Annotated in this window: 18 protein-coding genes; 13 read left to right on the top strand and 5 right to left on the bottom strand. The window is 58.0% G+C overall.

From position 1 onward, the window contains the following. Positions 1 to 264: 264 nt before the first annotated feature. The 12 genes from adh (at position 265) to AKL27_RS23400 (ending at position 13,229) form a co-directional block, all read left to right on the top strand. Positions 265 to 1,785 carry an aldehyde dehydrogenase gene (adh, locus tag AKL27_RS23455; RefSeq protein ID WP_050465302.1) on the top strand — a complete coding sequence of 507 codons (1,521 nt, stop codon included), beginning with the start codon at positions 265 to 267 and terminating at the stop codon, positions 1,783 to 1,785. A gap of 53 nt (positions 1,786 to 1,838) precedes the next feature. Continuing rightward, complete coding sequence (locus tag AKL27_RS23450; protein ID WP_050465301.1) at positions 1,839 to 2,264, top strand: DUF779 domain-containing protein; 426 nt, start codon at positions 1,839 to 1,841, stop codon at positions 2,262 to 2,264. Positions 2,265 to 2,450: 186 nt separating this feature from the next. Beyond that, positions 2,451 to 4,202, top strand: coding sequence for a PQQ-dependent methanol/ethanol family dehydrogenase (locus tag AKL27_RS23445; RefSeq protein ID WP_050465300.1), 1,752 nt, complete (start codon positions 2,451 to 2,453; stop codon positions 4,200 to 4,202). 240 nt (positions 4,203 to 4,442) lie between these two features. Next, a complete protein-coding gene (gene acs, locus AKL27_RS23440; protein ID WP_050465299.1) occupies positions 4,443 to 6,425 on the top strand; it encodes an acetate--CoA ligase in 1,983 nt (660 codons plus the stop codon). A gap of 96 nt (positions 6,426 to 6,521) precedes the next feature. Next, positions 6,522 to 6,788 carry a BrnT family toxin gene (locus AKL27_RS23435; protein WP_050465298.1) on the top strand — a complete coding sequence of 89 codons (267 nt, stop codon included), beginning with the start codon at positions 6,522 to 6,524 and terminating at the stop codon, positions 6,786 to 6,788. Then, the gene (locus AKL27_RS23430) at positions 6,775 to 7,056 is read left to right on the top strand and encodes a BrnA antitoxin family protein (protein ID WP_050465297.1); all 282 of its coding nucleotides are present in this window, start codon (positions 6,775 to 6,777) and stop codon (positions 7,054 to 7,056) included. The genes AKL27_RS23435 and AKL27_RS23430 overlap by 14 nt, the downstream gene beginning before the upstream one ends. Positions 7,057 to 7,321: 265 nt before the next feature. After that, positions 7,322 to 8,152 carry an ABC transporter permease gene (locus tag AKL27_RS23425; RefSeq protein ID WP_408609784.1) on the top strand — a complete coding sequence of 277 codons (831 nt, stop codon included), beginning with the start codon at positions 7,322 to 7,324 and terminating at the stop codon, positions 8,150 to 8,152. Positions 8,153 to 8,154: 2 nt separating this feature from the next. After that, positions 8,155 to 9,216, top strand: a complete 1,062-nt coding sequence (locus AKL27_RS23420; RefSeq protein WP_050465295.1) for an ABC transporter ATP-binding protein — start codon at positions 8,155 to 8,157, stop codon at positions 9,214 to 9,216. A gap of 3 nt (positions 9,217 to 9,219) precedes the next feature. Continuing rightward, the gene (locus AKL27_RS23415; RefSeq protein WP_050465294.1) at positions 9,220 to 10,110 is read left to right on the top strand and encodes an ABC transporter permease; all 891 of its coding nucleotides are present in this window, start codon (positions 9,220 to 9,222) and stop codon (positions 10,108 to 10,110) included. A 39-nt stretch (positions 10,111 to 10,149) separates the two neighbouring features. After that, on the top strand, positions 10,150 to 11,061 hold the full coding sequence (locus AKL27_RS23410; RefSeq protein WP_050465293.1) for a LysR substrate-binding domain-containing protein: 912 nt from the start codon (positions 10,150 to 10,152) through the stop codon (positions 11,059 to 11,061). A 103-nt stretch (positions 11,062 to 11,164) separates the two neighbouring features. After that, positions 11,165 to 12,223, top strand: a complete 1,059-nt coding sequence (locus AKL27_RS23405) for an ABC transporter substrate-binding protein (RefSeq protein WP_083439250.1) — start codon at positions 11,165 to 11,167, stop codon at positions 12,221 to 12,223. Positions 12,224 to 12,254: 31 nt separating this feature from the next. Further along, positions 12,255 to 13,229, top strand: a complete 975-nt coding sequence (locus tag AKL27_RS23400; protein WP_050465291.1) for an isoaspartyl peptidase/L-asparaginase — start codon at positions 12,255 to 12,257, stop codon at positions 13,227 to 13,229. A 61-nt stretch (positions 13,230 to 13,290) separates the two neighbouring features. Here the strand turns inward: AKL27_RS23400 and pqqE are convergent, their stop codons facing one another. From pqqE to pqqA, 5 genes are all read right to left on the bottom strand, one after another. Further along, positions 13,291 to 14,427: a pyrroloquinoline quinone biosynthesis protein PqqE gene (pqqE, locus tag AKL27_RS23395; RefSeq protein ID WP_050465290.1), complete on the bottom strand. Its 1,137-nt coding sequence runs from the start codon at positions 14,425 to 14,427 to the stop codon at positions 13,291 to 13,293. Then, on the bottom strand, positions 14,405 to 14,668 hold the full coding sequence (gene pqqD, locus AKL27_RS23390) for a pyrroloquinoline quinone biosynthesis peptide chaperone PqqD (RefSeq protein WP_050465289.1): 264 nt from the start codon (positions 14,666 to 14,668) through the stop codon (positions 14,405 to 14,407). Before pqqD ends, pqqE begins: the two co-directional genes overlap by 23 nt. Before the next feature lie 43 nt (positions 14,669 to 14,711). Next, positions 14,712 to 15,422, bottom strand: coding sequence for a pyrroloquinoline-quinone synthase PqqC (pqqC, locus tag AKL27_RS23385; protein WP_050465288.1), 711 nt, complete (start codon positions 15,420 to 15,422; stop codon positions 14,712 to 14,714). Next, positions 15,419 to 16,336, bottom strand: coding sequence for a pyrroloquinoline quinone biosynthesis protein PqqB (gene pqqB / locus AKL27_RS23380; protein ID WP_050465287.1), 918 nt, complete (start codon positions 16,334 to 16,336; stop codon positions 15,419 to 15,421). Before pqqB ends, pqqC begins: the two co-directional genes overlap by 4 nt. 76 nt (positions 16,337 to 16,412) lie before the next feature. Beyond that, positions 16,413 to 16,487: a pyrroloquinoline quinone precursor peptide PqqA gene (gene pqqA / locus AKL27_RS27305; RefSeq protein WP_139217194.1), complete on the bottom strand. Its 75-nt coding sequence runs from the start codon at positions 16,485 to 16,487 to the stop codon at positions 16,413 to 16,415. 114 nt (positions 16,488 to 16,601) lie between these two features. On the opposite strand from pqqA, the gene AKL27_RS23375 reads away from it, so the two are divergent. Continuing rightward, a partial coding sequence (locus tag AKL27_RS23375) for an alpha/beta fold hydrolase (RefSeq protein WP_232311082.1) occupies positions 16,602 to 16,847 on the top strand: 246 nt, incomplete at its 3' end.

Below are 16,847 nucleotides of genomic sequence, written 5' to 3'. Positions count from 1 at the left end.
CCCTCCCGGTTTTTTTATGCCTGGCTGCCGGCAGCAGCAGGGTGCTTGAACAATTTGGGACAGTCGGCCGCCGATGTGTTCAAAAATATGACAGTCGGGTTGCGGCGGTGACAGCCGCCGAAAATCAATCCGGTTGCCGGCAACGGGCTACGGCGCAGGGCCGGCGACCGCTGCGGGTTCTGGCATGGCGATTGCTGATAGGTACCTGTTTCCGGAGGTGCCGCCCCCGGAGCTTTCAATGACACATATCAACAGGAGGATGACATGAATCTGGCAGATATCAGCAAACTGGGTGTGAAGAACCCGTTCAAGCAACGTTACGACAACTATATCGGCGGCAAATTTGTGCCACCGGTCAATGGCGCTTACTTTGAAAACATCACGCCGGTCACCGGCAAGGCATTTTGTGAAATCGCCCGTTCCACCGCAGAAGATATTGAATTGGCACTGGATGCTGCACATGCAGCAAAAGCCAGTTGGGGCAAAACCTCGCTGGCTGATCGCGCGAATATCCTCAATCGCATTGCGGACCGCATGGAAGCCAACCTGGAATTGCTGGCGACTGCTGAAACCATCGACAACGGCAAGCCGATCCGGGAAACCATGGCGGCCGATATTCCGCTGGCGATTGATCACTTCCGTTACTTTGCCGGTTGCATCCGGGCGCAGGAAGGCAGTGTCGCTCAGATTGATTCCGAAACCTATGCGTATCACTTCCATGAGCCGCTGGGCGTGGTCGGTCAGATCATTCCATGGAATTTCCCGATCCTGATGGGCGTATGGAAAATGGCGCCGGCACTGGCTGCGGGCAATTGCATCGTACTCAAACCAGCCGAGCAGACTCCGGCCTCGATTCTGGTCTTGATGGAGCTGATCGGCGACCTGTTGCCGCCAGGCGTGTTGAATGTGGTCAACGGCTTCGGTCTGGAAGCGGGCAAACCATTGGCGTCCAGCAAGCGCATCGCCAAGATCGCGTTCACCGGCGAAACCGGTACGGGCCGCCTGATCATGCAATACGCTTCGCAAAACCTGATTCCGGTCACGCTGGAGCTGGGCGGCAAGTCGCCGAACATTTTCTTTGCCGATGTGATGGATCAGGACGATGCATTCTTCGACAAGTGCCTGGAAGGCTTTGCCATGTTTGCGCTGAATCAGGGTGAAGTATGTACTTGCCCGTCGCGGGTACTGATTCAGGAATCGATCTACGACCGCTTCATCGAGCGCGCCATCAAACGGGTAGCAGCGATCAAGCAGGGCAATCCGCTCGACAAGAGCACCATGATCGGCGCGCAGGCTTCGCAAGAACAGTTGGAAAAAATTCTGTCCTACATGGACATCGGTCGTCAGGAAGGCGCGCAAACCTTGCTCGGCGGCGCTCGCCAGACACTGAACGGCGATCTCGAAAGCGGCTATTACGTGCAACCGACGATTTTCAAGGGCCACAACAAGATGCGCATCTTCCAGGAAGAAATCTTTGGCCCGGTGGTATCGGTCACGACCTTCAAGGATGAAGCGGAAGCGTTGGAAATCGCCAATGACACGCTGTACGGTCTGGGCGCCGGATTGTGGACGCGTGACGGTTCGCGCGCGTTCCGTGTCGGTCGTGCGATTCAGGCTGGCCGCGTGTGGACCAACTGCTATCACCTGTATCCGGCGCACGCGGCTTTCGGTGGTTACAAGCAATCGGGCATCGGACGTGAAAATCACAAGATGATGCTGGATCACTATCAGCAAACCAAAAATCTGCTGGTGAGCTACAACCCGAACGCCATGGGTTTCTTCTAATCAATGCAGGCCACGGCATATCGACAGGTATGCCGTTTTTTTGTGGAGAACTCATGACGCATTCCGTCATTGCACGCGTGATCGCCACCGACGAGGCCATTACCTTTATCCGTAGTCTGCATGAACAGCACGGCGCGCTGATGTTCTTTCAGTCGGGCGGCTGTTGTGATGGCAGTTCGCCGATGTGCTACGCGCTCGGCGATTTCGGACTGAGCGATACCGATGTCTTCATGGGGCTGCTGGACGGCGCGCCTTTTTACATGGGCGCCGAGCAGTTCGAGTATTGGAAACATACCCAACTCATCATCGATGTCGTACCGGGAATGGGAGGCATGTTCTCGCTCGACAATGGCACCGGAAAGCGCTTTCTGACACGGTCGAGATTGTTTTCCGATGCAGAGTATGCGCAGGTAGAAATGACGTCGGCGCAAACCGGACCAGAAACAGCCACGCCCGCGGCAGCAGCAAAGTCGTCGTAATTGTCTTGTTCCAGAGCGTGACAATTGCCCGCTTTTGGAACAGAAAAAATCGTTTCATGCGGCTGCCAGCGCAGGAAATCGCTCACATGCAGTTGGCACGCGGTTTGCCTGTACAGAGTCGGCTTCACAACATGAATTCAAAAACAGCGTACTTGAACAATTGATGCAAAAAAACAGGAGGATGACATGCAAAGAAAACTGATAGCAAGCTTGTTGGGTGTGGCGCTGAGCAGTGCAGCGCCAGCCGTGGTGTATGCCGCCGGCGTCACCGACGCCATGATCGCCAAGGACGCCACCAATCCCGGCAGCGTCTTGTCGTGGGGCATGGGAACACAAGGCCAGCGCTTTTCGCCGCTGACCCAGATCAATACCAAGACCGTCAGCAAACTGGTGCCGGCGTGGTCATTTTCTTTCGGCGGCGAGAAACAGCGCGGCCAGGAATCGCAGCCGCTGATTTATAACGGCAAGATGTTCGTGACCGGCTCGTACTCGCGCATCTATGCAGTCGACATGAAAACCGGCAGCAAGCTGTGGAAGTATGAACATCGTCTGCCGGACGGCATCATGCCGTGCTGTGACGTGGTCAATCGCGGCGCGGCACTGTACGACAATCTGGTGATTTTCGGTACGCTGGATGCGCAATTGATTGCGTTGGACCAGGATACCGGCAAGATTGTCTGGAAAGAAAAAGTGGATGACTATGCTGCCGGTTATTCGATGTCGGCAGCGCCGCTGATCGCCAAGGGCTTGTTGCTGACCGGCGTTTCGGGCGGCGAGTTCGGCGTGGTCGGACGGGTCGAGGCGCGGGATCCGAAGACCGGGCAACTGGTGTGGAGCCGGCCGATGATCGAAGGCCACATGGGCTACAAGTACGACAAGGACGGCAAGGCCACGGAAAACGGCATTACCGGCACTACCAACAAGAGCTGGCCCGGCGATTTGTGGAAGACCGGCGGCGGCGCGACCTGGCTCGGCGGCACCTATGATCCGACGACCGGCCTGGCTTATTTCGGCACCGGTAATCCGGCGCCGTGGAACAGCCACCTGCGGCCTGGCGACAATCTGTATTCGGCCTCTACCGTGGCGCTCGATATCGACAGCGGCCAGATCAAGTGGAGCTATCAGACCACTCCGCATGACGGCTGGGATTACGACGGCGTCAATGAATTCGTCACGTTCGACATGGATGGCAAGCGCATGGGCGGCAAGGCTGACCGCAACGGCTTCTTCTATGTGATCGACGCCAAGGATGGCAAGCTGCAAAACGCCTTCCCGTTCGTCAACAAGATCACCTGGGCTTCCGGCATTGATCTCAAGACCGGCCGTCCGAAGTTCCTCGACAAGGGCCGTCCGGGCGATCCGACCAAGGGCGAAGAAGGCAAGAAGGGCGCTACCGTGTTTGCCGCACCGGCGTTCCTCGGCGCCAAGAACCAGATGCCGATGGCCTACAACCCGCAAACCAAATTGTTCTATGTACCAGCCAATGAGTGGGGCATGGATATCTGGAATGAGCCGGTCAGCTACAAGAAGGGCGGCGCTTTCCTCGGGGCCGGTTTCACCATTCATCCGCTCAATGAAGATTACATCGGCGCCATGCGTGCGGTGGATCCGAAGACTGGCAAGATCGTCTGGGAAATCAAGAACAACGCGCCGCTCTGGGGGGGCGTGATGACCACTGCCGGTGGCCTGGTGTTCTACGGCACGCCGGAAGGTTTCCTCAAGGCAGTGGATGCCAAGAGCGGCAAGGAATTGTGGAAATTCCAGACCGGTTCCGGCGTCGTGGCGCCACCGGTGACCTGGAAAGACGGCGATACCCAATACGTCGCCGTAGTTTCCGGCTGGGGTGGCGCGGTGCCACTGTGGGGCGGCGAAGTGGCGAAGAAGGTCAACTTCCTGGAACAGGGTGGTTCGGTCTGGGTCTTCAAGCTGGCAAAATAAATGTGGCAATGAGGTAGCTGCTGCCTGTCGTGATACAGGCAGCAGGAGCAGCAATCCGATTTTTCGAATGTAATCAACGACGGCAATTCTCCAGGCTGTTGAGGCATGGCACCCGCTTCCTTGCTCGTGCTTGAGCAGTTTTGGCTGGCGACTGCGGTCGTCAGCCATTTTTTTGTCCGCGCTGCCAGGGACCGGTTGGCCAGCTGATTTACGCAACAATTCTTCACAGGCAGGATAGACATGAACGACATCACCGAACTGACACCGTTAAGCGGCATGTTTCACCCACCCGAAAAATTCGTCGACCATGCCGCCATTTCCGGCATGGCTGCTTACCGCGCTTTGTGCGCGTCGGCCGCGCAGGATGACGAAAAATTCTGGGGCCGGCTGGCGCTGGAACATCTGCAATGGGAAACACCGTTTTCCGATGTGCTTGATGAATCGGATGCACCGTTTTACCGCTGGTTTCAGGATGGGCGTCTGAATGTTTCCTGGAACTGCCTGGACCGCCATGTGCACAATGGCAACGGCAACAAGACCGCCATCATGTTCGAGGCCGATGACGGCCACACCTCGTCGGTGACGTATCAGCAATTGCATCGCACGGTGTGCCGGTTTGCCAATGCGCTCAAGTCGATGGGCGTAGGCAAGGGCGACCGCGTGGTGATTTACATGTCGATGTCGATCGAGGGCGTGGCCGCGATGCAAGCCTGCGCCCGCATCGGTGCGATTCACTCAGTGGTGTTTGGCGGCTTTTCCGCCAAGTCGCTGCAGGAACGCATCATCGACGCCGGTGCGAAGGTGGTGATCACGGCCGATCAGCAAGTGCGCGGCGGCAAGTCCTTGCCATTGAAGGCGATTGTCGATCAGGCGCTGGCCGCGGGCGGTTGCGAGTGCGTCGAACGGGTGATCGTGCATCGCCGTACCGGCAACGAGGTCGGCTTTGATGCTGCGCGCGATGTCTGGCTTGATACGCTGCTGGCGCAGCAATCCGACGACTGCGAACCGGAGTGGGTGGACGCCGAACATCCGCTGTTCATTCTCTACACCTCGGGTTCGACCGGTACCCCCAAGGGCGTGCAGCACGCGTCCGGCGGTTTCTTGCTGTGGGCCACGCTGACCATGAAGTGGACCTTCGATATCAAGCCGGACGATATTTTCTGGTGTACTGCCGACATCGGCTGGGTCACCGGCCACAGTTACATCGCTTACGGGCCGCTGTCGGCCGGCGCGACGCAAATCGTGTTCGAAGGCGTGCCGACCTATCCCGATGCCGGGCGCTTCTGGCACATGATAGAAAAACACCGGGCGACGATTTTCTACACGGCACCGACCGCGATCCGTTCGCTGATCAAGGCTGCCGATACCAATCCGGCAGTGCATCCGGATCGTTACGACCTGAGCAGCCTGCGCTTGCTGGGTTCGGTCGGCGAACCGATCAATCCGGAAGCCTGGCTCTGGTATTACCGCCACGTCGGTCGTACTCAATGCCCGATTGTCGATACCTTCTGGCAAACCGAAACCGGCGGTCACATGATCAGCCCGATGCCCGGCGCCACGGCGATGGTGCCGGGTTCCTGCACGTTGCCATTGCCCGGCATCATGATCGGCGTGGTGGACGAAACCGGCAGAGATTTGCCGGATGGCGAAGGCGGCATTCTGGTGGTCAAGCGTCCGTGGCCATCGATGATCCGCACCATCTGGGGCGATCCGCAACGGTTCCGCAAGAGTTACTTTCCTGATGAGTTGGGCGGCAAATTGTATCTGGCCGGCGATGGCGCAATTCGCGATGCCGCTACCGGCTACTTCACCATCACCGGCCGCATCGATGACGTCCTCAATGTCTCGGGCCACCGCATGGGGACCATGGAAATCGAATCGGCACTGGTGGCGCATCCGCTGGTGGCGGAAGCCGCAGTGGTAGGCAAGCCGGATGCCACCACCGGCGAATCGATCTGTGCGTTTGTGGTGCTCAAGCAAGAACGTCCGGGCGGTGAAGATGCCTTGCGCATTGCCAGCGAGTTGCGCAACTGGGTGGCGAAAGAAATCGGACCGATTGCCAAGCCCAAGGAATTGCGGTTTGGCGACAACTTGCCGAAGACCCGTTCCGGCAAGATCATGCGCAGGTTGTTGCGGGTGCTGGCGCGCGGAGAGGAAATTACCCAGGATGTTTCCACCTTGGAGAATCCCGCCATTTTGGCCCAATTGAAAGAGGTAAGGTGACGGCAGGGACCGGAAAGTCTGGCAAGCCGGAATCGAATTAAATGTAGCTGCAAATACTGATTGAAGTTTTAAATATTTGTAGCTACACTAATTCGCATGGAAATCACGTTCGATCCCTTCAAGGATGAAATCAACTGTGCCAAACATGGAGTTTCACTCGCCATGGCGGTACATATCGAATGGGATTGCTTGTACGTCGTGCCGGATATCCGGTGGCAGTACAGGGAACAGCGCATGGTCGGTATCGGCTACTTAGGCTTGCGCTTGTATGTTGTCGTATATGTTGATCGTGATGAGGTGCGCAGAATTATCAGTCTGCGCAAAGCCAATCGACGAGAGGTAAATAATTATGCCCAAGCTTAAATCCGGCACCATTGTGCCAAATGCAGAAGAAGACCAGGTCATCACCGCCGCCGCCCTCGGTGACCCCGATGCCCAACCACTGACCAGCGAACAACTGGCCACTCTGCGTCCGGCGCGTCCGCGTGGCCGGCCTGCCGGCAGTGGCAAGAAGGTGCAAGTCACCGTGCGTTTCGATGAAGACCTGATCGCTGCCTTCAAGGAAGAGGGCGACGGTTGGCAAACCAGAATGAATGACGCCTTGCGCCAATGGCGGCGCGAACATCGCTGACCTGCTGAACTCCTGAACTTTCACCAAGCCGCAGCCTGCGGCTTTTTTTTCGTCCGTATTTCCGCTCGCATCACTTGGCCATTGCTGCTGATAACCGGTGCCTTATAGCAACAATGTTCCGCAGCGAAATAATCCTTTGCATTCAAATTTGAATGAAAATATAATCTCCATTCAGATTTGAATAATAAAAATCAGTACCAAGCGCTTCGCCCCTTACGCTTTGTGACAGGAAAACGTCTTGAACCGACACGCTCAATCTGCCGGCATCGCACCTCGGATTTCCCGCCACGGCCTGGGATCGCTGGCCCGGCCGGCGGCGTTGGCGTTTGTAGCACTGATTTACCTTTTTATGCTGAGCCCTTTGCTGTTCGTACTGTGGCTCAGCTTTTTTAATGACGCCATCATCAGCTTCCCGCCCTCAGGCTATACCTTCACCTGGTATCTGAGCGCCTGGAACAATCCGGCATTTGCCAATGGCTTTGTGTTGAGTGCCAAGGTCGCTGCCGTGACGGCGGTGTTCAGCGTGTTGCTGGGCACGCTGGCGGCACTGGCGCTGCATCGCTACCGGTTTCGCGGCAGTGCGCTGGTCAATTCGCTGTTGCTGTCACCGCTGGTCGTGCCCGGCATCGTCGCCGGCATTGCGGTGTATCTGTTCTATCTGAGTGCCGAAAACGTGCTCGACATCGATATCGTCGGCACCTACAGCGGACTGGTGGCGGCGCATATTGCGCTCACCATTCCGTGGACGCTGCGGCTGGTCACCGCCAGTCTCGGCAGTCTCGATCAGACGGTGGAAGAAGCCGCCCGCAACCTCGGTGCCAACAGTTTTCAGACGCTGGTGTGCGTGACGCTGCCGATGCTGCGGCCGGCCATCGTTGCTTCAGCCTTGTTCAGTTTCATCGTCTCGTTCGAAAACCTTGAAGTCACATTGCCGCTGGTCGGACCGGGGCACACCACCTTGCCGATCGCCATCATGCAGTACCTGGAGTTCAACATGGATCCCACCATTGCCGCCGTATCGGCAGTGCAGATCATATTGCTGGGTATCGTGATGCTGGTCACCGATCGTTTTGTCAAGCTGAGTCAAGTGGTATAAAAATGGCCAAAATTTCCATCAGGAATTTGAAGAAGCAGTTCGGTGCATCGGTGGCGGTGTCCGACTTTTCGCTCGATATCGAAGACGGCGAGATGGTGGCATTTCTCGGTCCCAGCGGCTGCGGCAAGACGACGACGCTGCGCATGGTGGCCGGCTTCATCGAACCGACTGCCGGTACCATCGAGATCGGCGGCCAGGATGTGACCCGGGTACCACCGCACAAACGCAATGCGGGCATGGTATTCCAGCGCTATGCCTTGTTTCCGCACATGACGATTGCCGAGAATGTCGCGTTTGGTCTGGAAATGCACAAGGTGCCGAAAGCCGAACGCACGGTGCGCGTCAAGCAGGCGCTCGACATGGTGCGTCTGGATGCGTATGCCGACCGTTATCCGCGCCAGCTTTCCGGCGGTCAGCAACAGCGGGTCGCGATTGCGCGGGCGCTGGCGATTCAACCCAAGGTGTTTCTGCTCGACGAACCACTGTCGAATCTGGATGCCAAATTGCGGGTCGAGGTGCGCGAAGAAATCCGGGCGCTGCAGCAACGGCTTGGCTTGACCACGATTTTTGTCACGCACGACCAGGAAGAAGCGCTGACCATTGCCGACCGGCTGGCCATTATGCACGACGGCCGCATTCAGCAAGTCGGCACCGCATCTGATTTATATGAACGACCACAAAATCGTTTCGTGGCGGACTTCCTCGGCAAGATGAATTTCTTCGACGGGGCGCTGACTGCCGATGGCAATTTTGCCACTACCGCCGGCACCGAGTTGCCGGTCGGAGCCGTCACCGGTAATGCCAGTGCCGTCGGCGTGCGGCCGGAGCGGGTGACACTGGAGCCGCTGACCGGCAACCTGCATGCGCGTACCGGTATTCCGGTCACGATTTCATCGCTGGTATACATGGGCGCACTGATCGAAATCAGAACCCGTACTGTCCACGGCGAAACCATTGTGGCCCAGATTCAGAATGGCGCCGACACCAATCAAGCCTGGATGACCCCCGGCGAACTCGGGCTGGCCCGTTTTGCGCCGCGCGACTGTGTCTTTTTCAATGGGTAAGCGATGAGCGGATCTGTCATGCCGGTGCCGTCATCCGGCAGCAAAGTCAATCCGGGAGCGTTGCTGGCAGTGCCGGCTTCCTTGATCGTGATACTGGTGATTGTCCTGCCGGCGCTGCAATTGTTTCGCTACAGCTTCAATCATTACGAGGCCGGGCAAATGATGCAGGCCGCGTTCACGCTGGAAAACTATGTGCGGTTTTTCAGCGAACGCTATTACCTGAATATTCTTGGCGATACGCTCAAGGTGGCCGCGGTCTGTACGCTGTTGTCATTGCTGTTCGGTTTTCCGGTGGCGTATTTTCTGGCGCGCACGCAGAGTCGTTACAAAAGCATTCTGGTGATCTTGCTGGTATTTCCGCTGCTGGTCGGCAATGTGGTGCGGGCCGCCGGCTGGATGGTCATTCTCGGCAATGCCGGTTTCATGAATGCCTTGCTGATGGCAATGGGCATCATTGATCAGCCGGTGCGGTTGTTGTACACCCCGCTGGCGGTGATCATGGGCACCACCGGCGTGGTCTTGCCGTACATGATCATCACCTTGCAAAGCGTACTGGAAGGGATTGATCGTTCGGTGGAAGAGGCGGCGCGTAATCTGGGCGCCGATAATACCCGTGCATTCCTGCGCGTGACCTTGCCGATGTCGGCCCCCGGGGTGGCTGCCGGCACCATGTTGGTATTCATCCTGTGCATGAATGCCTATGCCACGCCGGTGCTGCTCGGTGGTACCTCGCTGACCATGATGGCGCCGGCGATTTACGGGCAGATTGCCCAGGCTTCGAACTGGCCGTTCGGTGCCGCGCTGGCATTGATTTTGATGGTGGTGACCTTGCTCATGGCGCTGGGCGCCAACTGGCTGATCCATCGGCGCTATGCCAACACCATGATGACCTGAGGTTTCAGGACGTCCTTACGATTTTACTGAGGTTGCACTATGGATTTCCGACATATTGATGCTTTCCGCGCGGTCATGCTGACGCGCTCATCGACCAAGGCGGCGCAGTTGCTGGGCACTTCGCAGCCCGGCATCAGCCGTCTGATTGCCGATCTCGAACGCACCACGCAACTGACCCTGTTCAGCCGCGAACGCGGCCGGCTGGAACCGACCGAGACCGCCGTCGAATTGTTCGGTGAAGTACAGCGCCGGTATGCCGGACTCGACAATATCCGCGAATTTGCCCTGAGCCTGCGCAATCCGGACGAAGCCATCATCCGTGCCGGCAGCGTCATGTCATTCGGACTCGGCTACTTTGCCCGCGCCATTGCTGAGTTCCACAAGACCCATCCGTCCATCAGAGTCGCGCTGACCACCGGCTTCTCGACCGAAATTCGCGATCACGTGGTAGCGCGCACGCTGGATCTGGGCATCGTGACCGATCAGGTTGACCTGAGCGAGACCGATGCCATTTCCATCGCCAAATTGCCGGCGCTGTGCGCCTTGCCGGCACAGCATCCGCTGGCACGCAAGTCGGTGATCCACGCGCTCGATTTGCACGGGTGCAATTTCATTTCCTACGAAGCCGCCGACATGATCCGCTGGGGTGTCGATGATTTGTTCCGCGAAGCCGGCGTGACACCGCAGGTCACGGCATCGGTGCGTTACTCGGTGAATATCTGCACGCTGGTACGTGAACAGGTCGGGGTGGGACTGGTGCATCCGGTCGCGGCATATGACTTTCTGGAAAGCGACGGCATTGTATTCCGTCGCTTCGAACCGGCGATGACGTTCCATTCGATTCGTATCAAGCCGCGTACCCCGGCGGCATCGGCGCAAACCGAAGCGCTGCTCGATGCGCTGGATCGCACGCTGGTAAAAACCATCGCTGACGTCGAAGCGCATCTGTAAGCGCAGCCGTCAAGCACCCCGATTTCTGTAGTGAAACCGCTGTATCGATGCAATCTCGCAGTGTCCCGAAAGTATGAAAACCTTACCGGAGAAAAAAGTGAGCATGAATAAATACGATCGTCGTTCCTTCCTCAAAACGGCCGGCGCCATGGCCGCCATTCCTGCCGTTGCTTCCTTGCCGGGACTGGTGTACGCGGCCGATGCTGCTGAATCGAACGTGGTGGTCGGCACCTGGGGCGGCGATTATCAACGCTTGCTGCAGCAATATATCGATCCGCTGATCAAGAGCAACGGTCTCACTGCGGTTTACGATTCGGGCAGCGCACTGGCGCGCCAGACCAAGATGCGCGCGGAAAAGAATGCGCGTCGCAGCAGTCTCGATGTCTCGCTGCTGCGCGACAACGACATGTACCAGATGTTTGCGGAAGCCACGACGGTATCGGTGGATGCGGCACTGGTGCCAAATCTGGCGCACGTCATCCCGGCGTTCAAGCGTCCTTATGCCGTGCCGCACATCTTCAGCGCCCTGGTTTTGCTGTACAACCCGGAAAAGGTGAAGACCCGTCCTGATGGCATGCAAGCCTTGCTCGATCCGGTCTACAAAGGCCGCGTCGGCGTCATCGACGATCAATATGATTATCTGACGCTGGCCGGTTCGCTGGCCGCCGGCGGGACGGTCAAGGATCTGGAAACCGGACGCAAATTCCTGCGTGCGCTCAAGGACAACGCACCCAAGGTATATCCCTCTACCGATGCACTGGCAGCAGCACTCAAGAGCGGCGAAATCTGGTTGACCCCGGCCTGGAAGGCGCGCGCATTGCAATGGAAAAAAGCGGGTCTGTCGATTGATTATGTGGTGCCGAAAGAAGGCGCGTTGCCGGCGACGTTCGAAGCGACGGTGGCGATTGGCAGCAAGAATCGCGGCGCCGGTTTTGCTTACATGAATGCCATGCTCAATCCGGGGGCGCAGCGTGCGTTTGCCGAAACCATGGGCTATGCGCCGACCATTCAGAATGCGGCCTTGCCGCCGGAGTTGCAGCGCGCAGTCGGCTTCACCGGCCCTGAAATGGACCGCATGATGACAATCGATTTCGATCTGTTGATGAAAAACAAGAGCGCGATGCTGGATTTCTGGAACAAGGAATTCCGCGCCGGGCTCTGACCACTGAACTTAGCTACTCAAGGAGAATGCATTGTTAATATTGACCAATAACGAAGGCAAATCGGGCATCGGGGAAACCGCGCGTTTGTTGCAGGCCGGCGCGGCAGGACTGGATGCCATCGAGGCCGGCGTACGGCTGGTCGAAGATGATGAAACGGTGCGCACAGTGGGGCGTTGCGGCTGGCCGAATCTGCTCGGTGAAGTAGAGCTGGACGCCTCCGTCATGGATGGCGATACCTTGCGTACCGGCGCCATCGGTGGCCTCAAGGGCTTCTTGCATCCGGTCAGTGTGGCGCGGCAGTTGTTGCAGCGCTTGCCGCATGAGTTGCTGATCGGTGAGGGCGCAGCGCATTTCGCCCGGGAAATCGGCGCCGAAGCCGGCGACCTGATGGATGAGCGTTCGCGCAGTGCCTGGCGGCGCTGGTTTCTGGCCGAAGTCACGCAAGCCGATCAGCAAACATGGCCGGACGTGGCGCTGGAAAAATACTGCCACAACGCCATCGATCCCGAAATCGGACGCGACACCACGGTGTTTCTGGCACTCGACGCCAATGGCTCGTTGTCTTCCGGCACCAGCACTTCAGGCTGGGGTTGGAAGTACCCGGGTCGTCTCGGCGACAGCCCGGTGATCGGTGCCGGTTCTTACGCGGACAGCCGTTATGGTGCCTGCGCTTGTACCGGCGCCGGTGAAATGACGATCCGTGCCGGCACTGCACGCGCCGTGGTGCTGTACATGAAAATGGGCATGAGCGTGGAACAGGCCGTGGCCGAAGCGGTGGAAGACATGCGCGCGCTCAAGGGCGGCCTGATCAGCCGGGTCACCATTCATGCCGTCGACAAACATGGCAACCATCAGGTAACGGCGGTCAACGGTTTGCCGGAAAACCATTACTGGTTGTGGAAAGAGGGCATGGCAGCACCGGAAGCATTCCCGGCGCACATCGTCTCGATTTCAGATGATGAGCCGCAAAAGAAACGCGTTGCAATGACGGTGTACGCGCAGTAACCCAACCCGTTGCCGCGCTCGTCACCGCCATCAGCGATGGTGACGGGGGCGGAAGCCGTCATTAGAAAAATCGTTGCGAATTCGCATCAGTCCTGAACAATATCGGCTGCAACTCTGCCACCGGTTTGCTGCGCGCGTGCATCACGATCTTCGTCACGTCGCCGTGCCGTTCCGACTTGGCGCAGACCGGGTCGGCAGCAGCGGCATCGCCGGTCAGTGCGAAGGCCTGACAGCGGCAGCCGCCAAAATCCTTTTTCTTTTCGTCACAACTGCGACAGGGCTCCTGCATCCAGTCGTCGCCGCGGTATTGGTTGAAGGCGTTGCTGCGTCGCCAGATGTCTTCGATGCGGTAGTCGGTGACATTCGGATAGCGGATGCCGGGCAGGCTGCGCGCAGCGTGGCAGGGCAGTGCGGTGCCGTCGGCGCCAATGGCCAGAAATACCGAACCCCAGCCATTCATGCAGGCCTTGGGACGTTCTTCGAAATAGTCGGGTACCACGAACAGAATTTTCATCTGGTTGCCGATGCGGCTGCGGTATTCGTTGACTACCGCTTCGGCATGCTCGACTTGTTCGCGGGTCGGCATCAGATGGGCGCGATTGATCATGCCCCAGCCATAGTACTGGGTATTCGCCAGTTCCAGATATTCGACTTCCATTGCCAGCGCCATGTCGATGATGCGTGCCACGTGGTCGAGGTTGTAGCGATGCAGCACGACATTGAGCACCATCGGATAATCGTAGCGTTTGATCAGTGCGGCAACGCGCGATTTGAGGTCGAAAGTCTTGGTGCTCGACAGGAAGTCGTTCATTTCCCTGGTCGAATCCTGGAACGAAAGCTGAATATGATCCAGCCCGAGTTGCTTCATGCGCGCAATGCGGCTTTCATTGAGACCGATGCCCGAGGTGACCAGATTGGTGTAATAGCCGAGTCCGTGCGCGGCACCGATCAGTTCTTCGAGATCGTCGCGCAACAAGGGCTCGCCGCCGGAAAATCCGAGTTGCGCCGCGCCCAGCTTGCGCGCCTGCTGCATCACGTCGATCCACTGTGCGGTGCTGAGCTCGTTGCGATTTTCGGCATAGTTGAGCGGGTTGTAGCAAAACACGCAATGCAGCGGACAGCGATAAGTCAGCTCGGCCAGCAGCCACAGCGGCGGCGCAACGCCGGCGGTGGTGTCAGGAAATCCAGTTGCGCTCATTGGCGATCCGTAAGAAATCATCGACATCGGGTTGTAGGCCGCTGACTGAGAAGGCGCGTTCGAGGTCGAAGGTGATGCCGGCGACATCGCGTTCACCGTCGCACAGCTTGAGAATTTCGGCAGCGCTGCGATTGAGCTTGACCATGCCTTCCGGATACAGCAGCACGTAATTGCCTTGTGCTTCTTCCCATTGCAAGCGGAACAGGCGCGAGAGTCGGGGTTTGTCTGGCAGTGTCGTCATGATGTCAATTACTGGAAAGTGGCGGTTTGAATGAGTGGCCCGGTCAGGGGTACGCTTTGTCGATGGCGTCCAGCATGCTCCACAACACATCGAGCTTGAATTGCAGGATTTCCAGTGCGCGCTCCTGCTGCACGCGGGTGACGAAATGATCGAGCGTCACCTGCAAACCATGTTCGACATCGCGTTCGGCCAGCGAGATACGGCTGCGGAAATACTGCAAGCCGTCAGACTCGATCCAGCGGTAGTGTTGCGGCCAGTTGGCCAGCCGGTCTTTGTGAATTTTCGGTGCAAACATTTCAGTCAGCGAAGAGCAGACTGCTTCTTGCCACGGCGCGCGACGGGCAAAGTTGACATAGGCATCGACCGCAAAGCGCACGCCGGGCGCGACATGCTGCAACGACCATAATTCCTCGCGCGGGATGCCGGCGGCGCTGGCCAGCCGGCTCCACGCTTCGATGCCACCGGCGTTGTCTTCCCAGCCATCGTGGTCCAGTATGCGTTGTACCCACTTCCTGCGGGTTTCCCGATCCGGACAATTGGCGATGATGGCGCCATCTTTTTGCGGAATGTTTATCTGGTAATAAAAGCGATTGGCGATCCAGCCGCGTACCTGATCAGGATTGAGCAAGCCATCGTTCATCTTGACGTTGAACGGATGGTGGATGTGATAGCCGGCACCTTTGGCGCGCAAGCGGGATTCAAATTCGGCACGCTCCCATGCCGGTAATGTTGCTGTGGCGGCGAGCTGCTTCATAGTTCGATTTCCATTCCATCCCAGGCGACCTCGATGCCGTGCTGCGTCAGCGTGGCGCGTTCGGCAGAATCTTCATCGAGAATCGGGTTGGTGTTGTTGATGTGAATCAGGATCTTGCGGGCATCGCTGATCGTATCGAGCACCTCGATCATGCCGCCCGGACCGGATTGCGGCAGGTGTCCCATGTCGGCGGCTTTCTTCTTTGAGAAACCGAGTCTGATCATTTCATCCTCGGTCCAGAACGTGCCGTCGACGAGAATGCAGTCGGCAGCATGCATCGCAGCCAAGACATGCGGTTCCAGTTCGCCGAGGCCGGGCGCGTAAAACAGCTTTTTGCCGGTCTTGCGGTTTTCGATGATGAGGCCAAGATTGTCGCCCGGTTGCGGCAACTCGCGATGCGGCGAATACGGCGGTGCCTTGCTGGTCAGCATCAGCGGCGTGAAACGGATGTCTTCGATTTGCGGCAACTCTTGCGGCATCGGTGTCTGATTGGGCGCCAGCACATGCCATTGCACGCGGCAGTAATGTGACAGTACATGTACCAGCGGCAAACCGCCGGTCAGATCATCCCAGACCGCAGCCGAACAATACAGTGGCAGTGGCTTGCCTTCGCGCAGCATCAGCAAACCGGTGACATGGTCGATCTGGGCGTCCATCAGCATCACGGCCGCGATGCCGGTGTCGCGCGTGGCGCGTGCCGGTTGCAGTGCCGGCGTCGCCTTGATCTGGGTCAGGATGTCGGGCGAGGCATTGATCAGCAGCCAGTCGCGGCCATTGGACGATACTGCAATCGATGATTGTGTGCGCGGTCTGGCGTTGATAACGCCCTCGCGTACCCCTTTGCAGTTGCGGCAATTGCAGTTCCATTGTGGGAAGCCGCCGCCTGCTGCAGAACCTAATACGATTATTTTCATTATGTGCCGGGGTCAGGTCCGGGAGCAGACGCGGCAATCGTTGTACGACTGCCGCGCATTCCCGGATGTCAGGGAATTAACGATTGGCGATGTACATCGTGATTTCAAAGCCAAAACGCAGATCGGAAAACTCAGGTTTGCTCCATGTCATGCTTGTCTCCATCAATGGGTTGAAAAAAAACCAGGTACGATTGGTGATTGCATGTCAGCATCGTGTTCATGTTCTCTTACCACTGACGCAATCATGTCGATAAACGCAAGTTCCGTGCCGAAGCCTGATCCCGTTCCGTTGCGCTCCGGCCATCTCCCGGTCGGTGCCGGCCACCGTGTGTATTTCGCCGAATTCGGTCGCACCGGTGGTCCGGTCAGTGTGGTGTTGCATGGCGGCCCCGGCAGCAGCAGCCAGTGGTCCATGCTGGATTGGTTCGACCTGACGCAACAGCGGGTGGTGTTGTTCGATCAGCGCGGTGCCGGTCGCAGCCTGCCGGCCGGTGAGCTGGCACACAACACT

Origin of the sequence: Herbaspirillum autotrophicum (assembly GCF_001189915.1) — a bacterium.
Lineage (GTDB): Bacteria > Pseudomonadota > Gammaproteobacteria > Burkholderiales > Burkholderiaceae_D > Herbaspirillum > Herbaspirillum autotrophicum.
The sequence above is the reverse complement of the archived record's forward strand: the minus strand, read 5'-3'. Positions and strand labels throughout refer to the sequence as shown.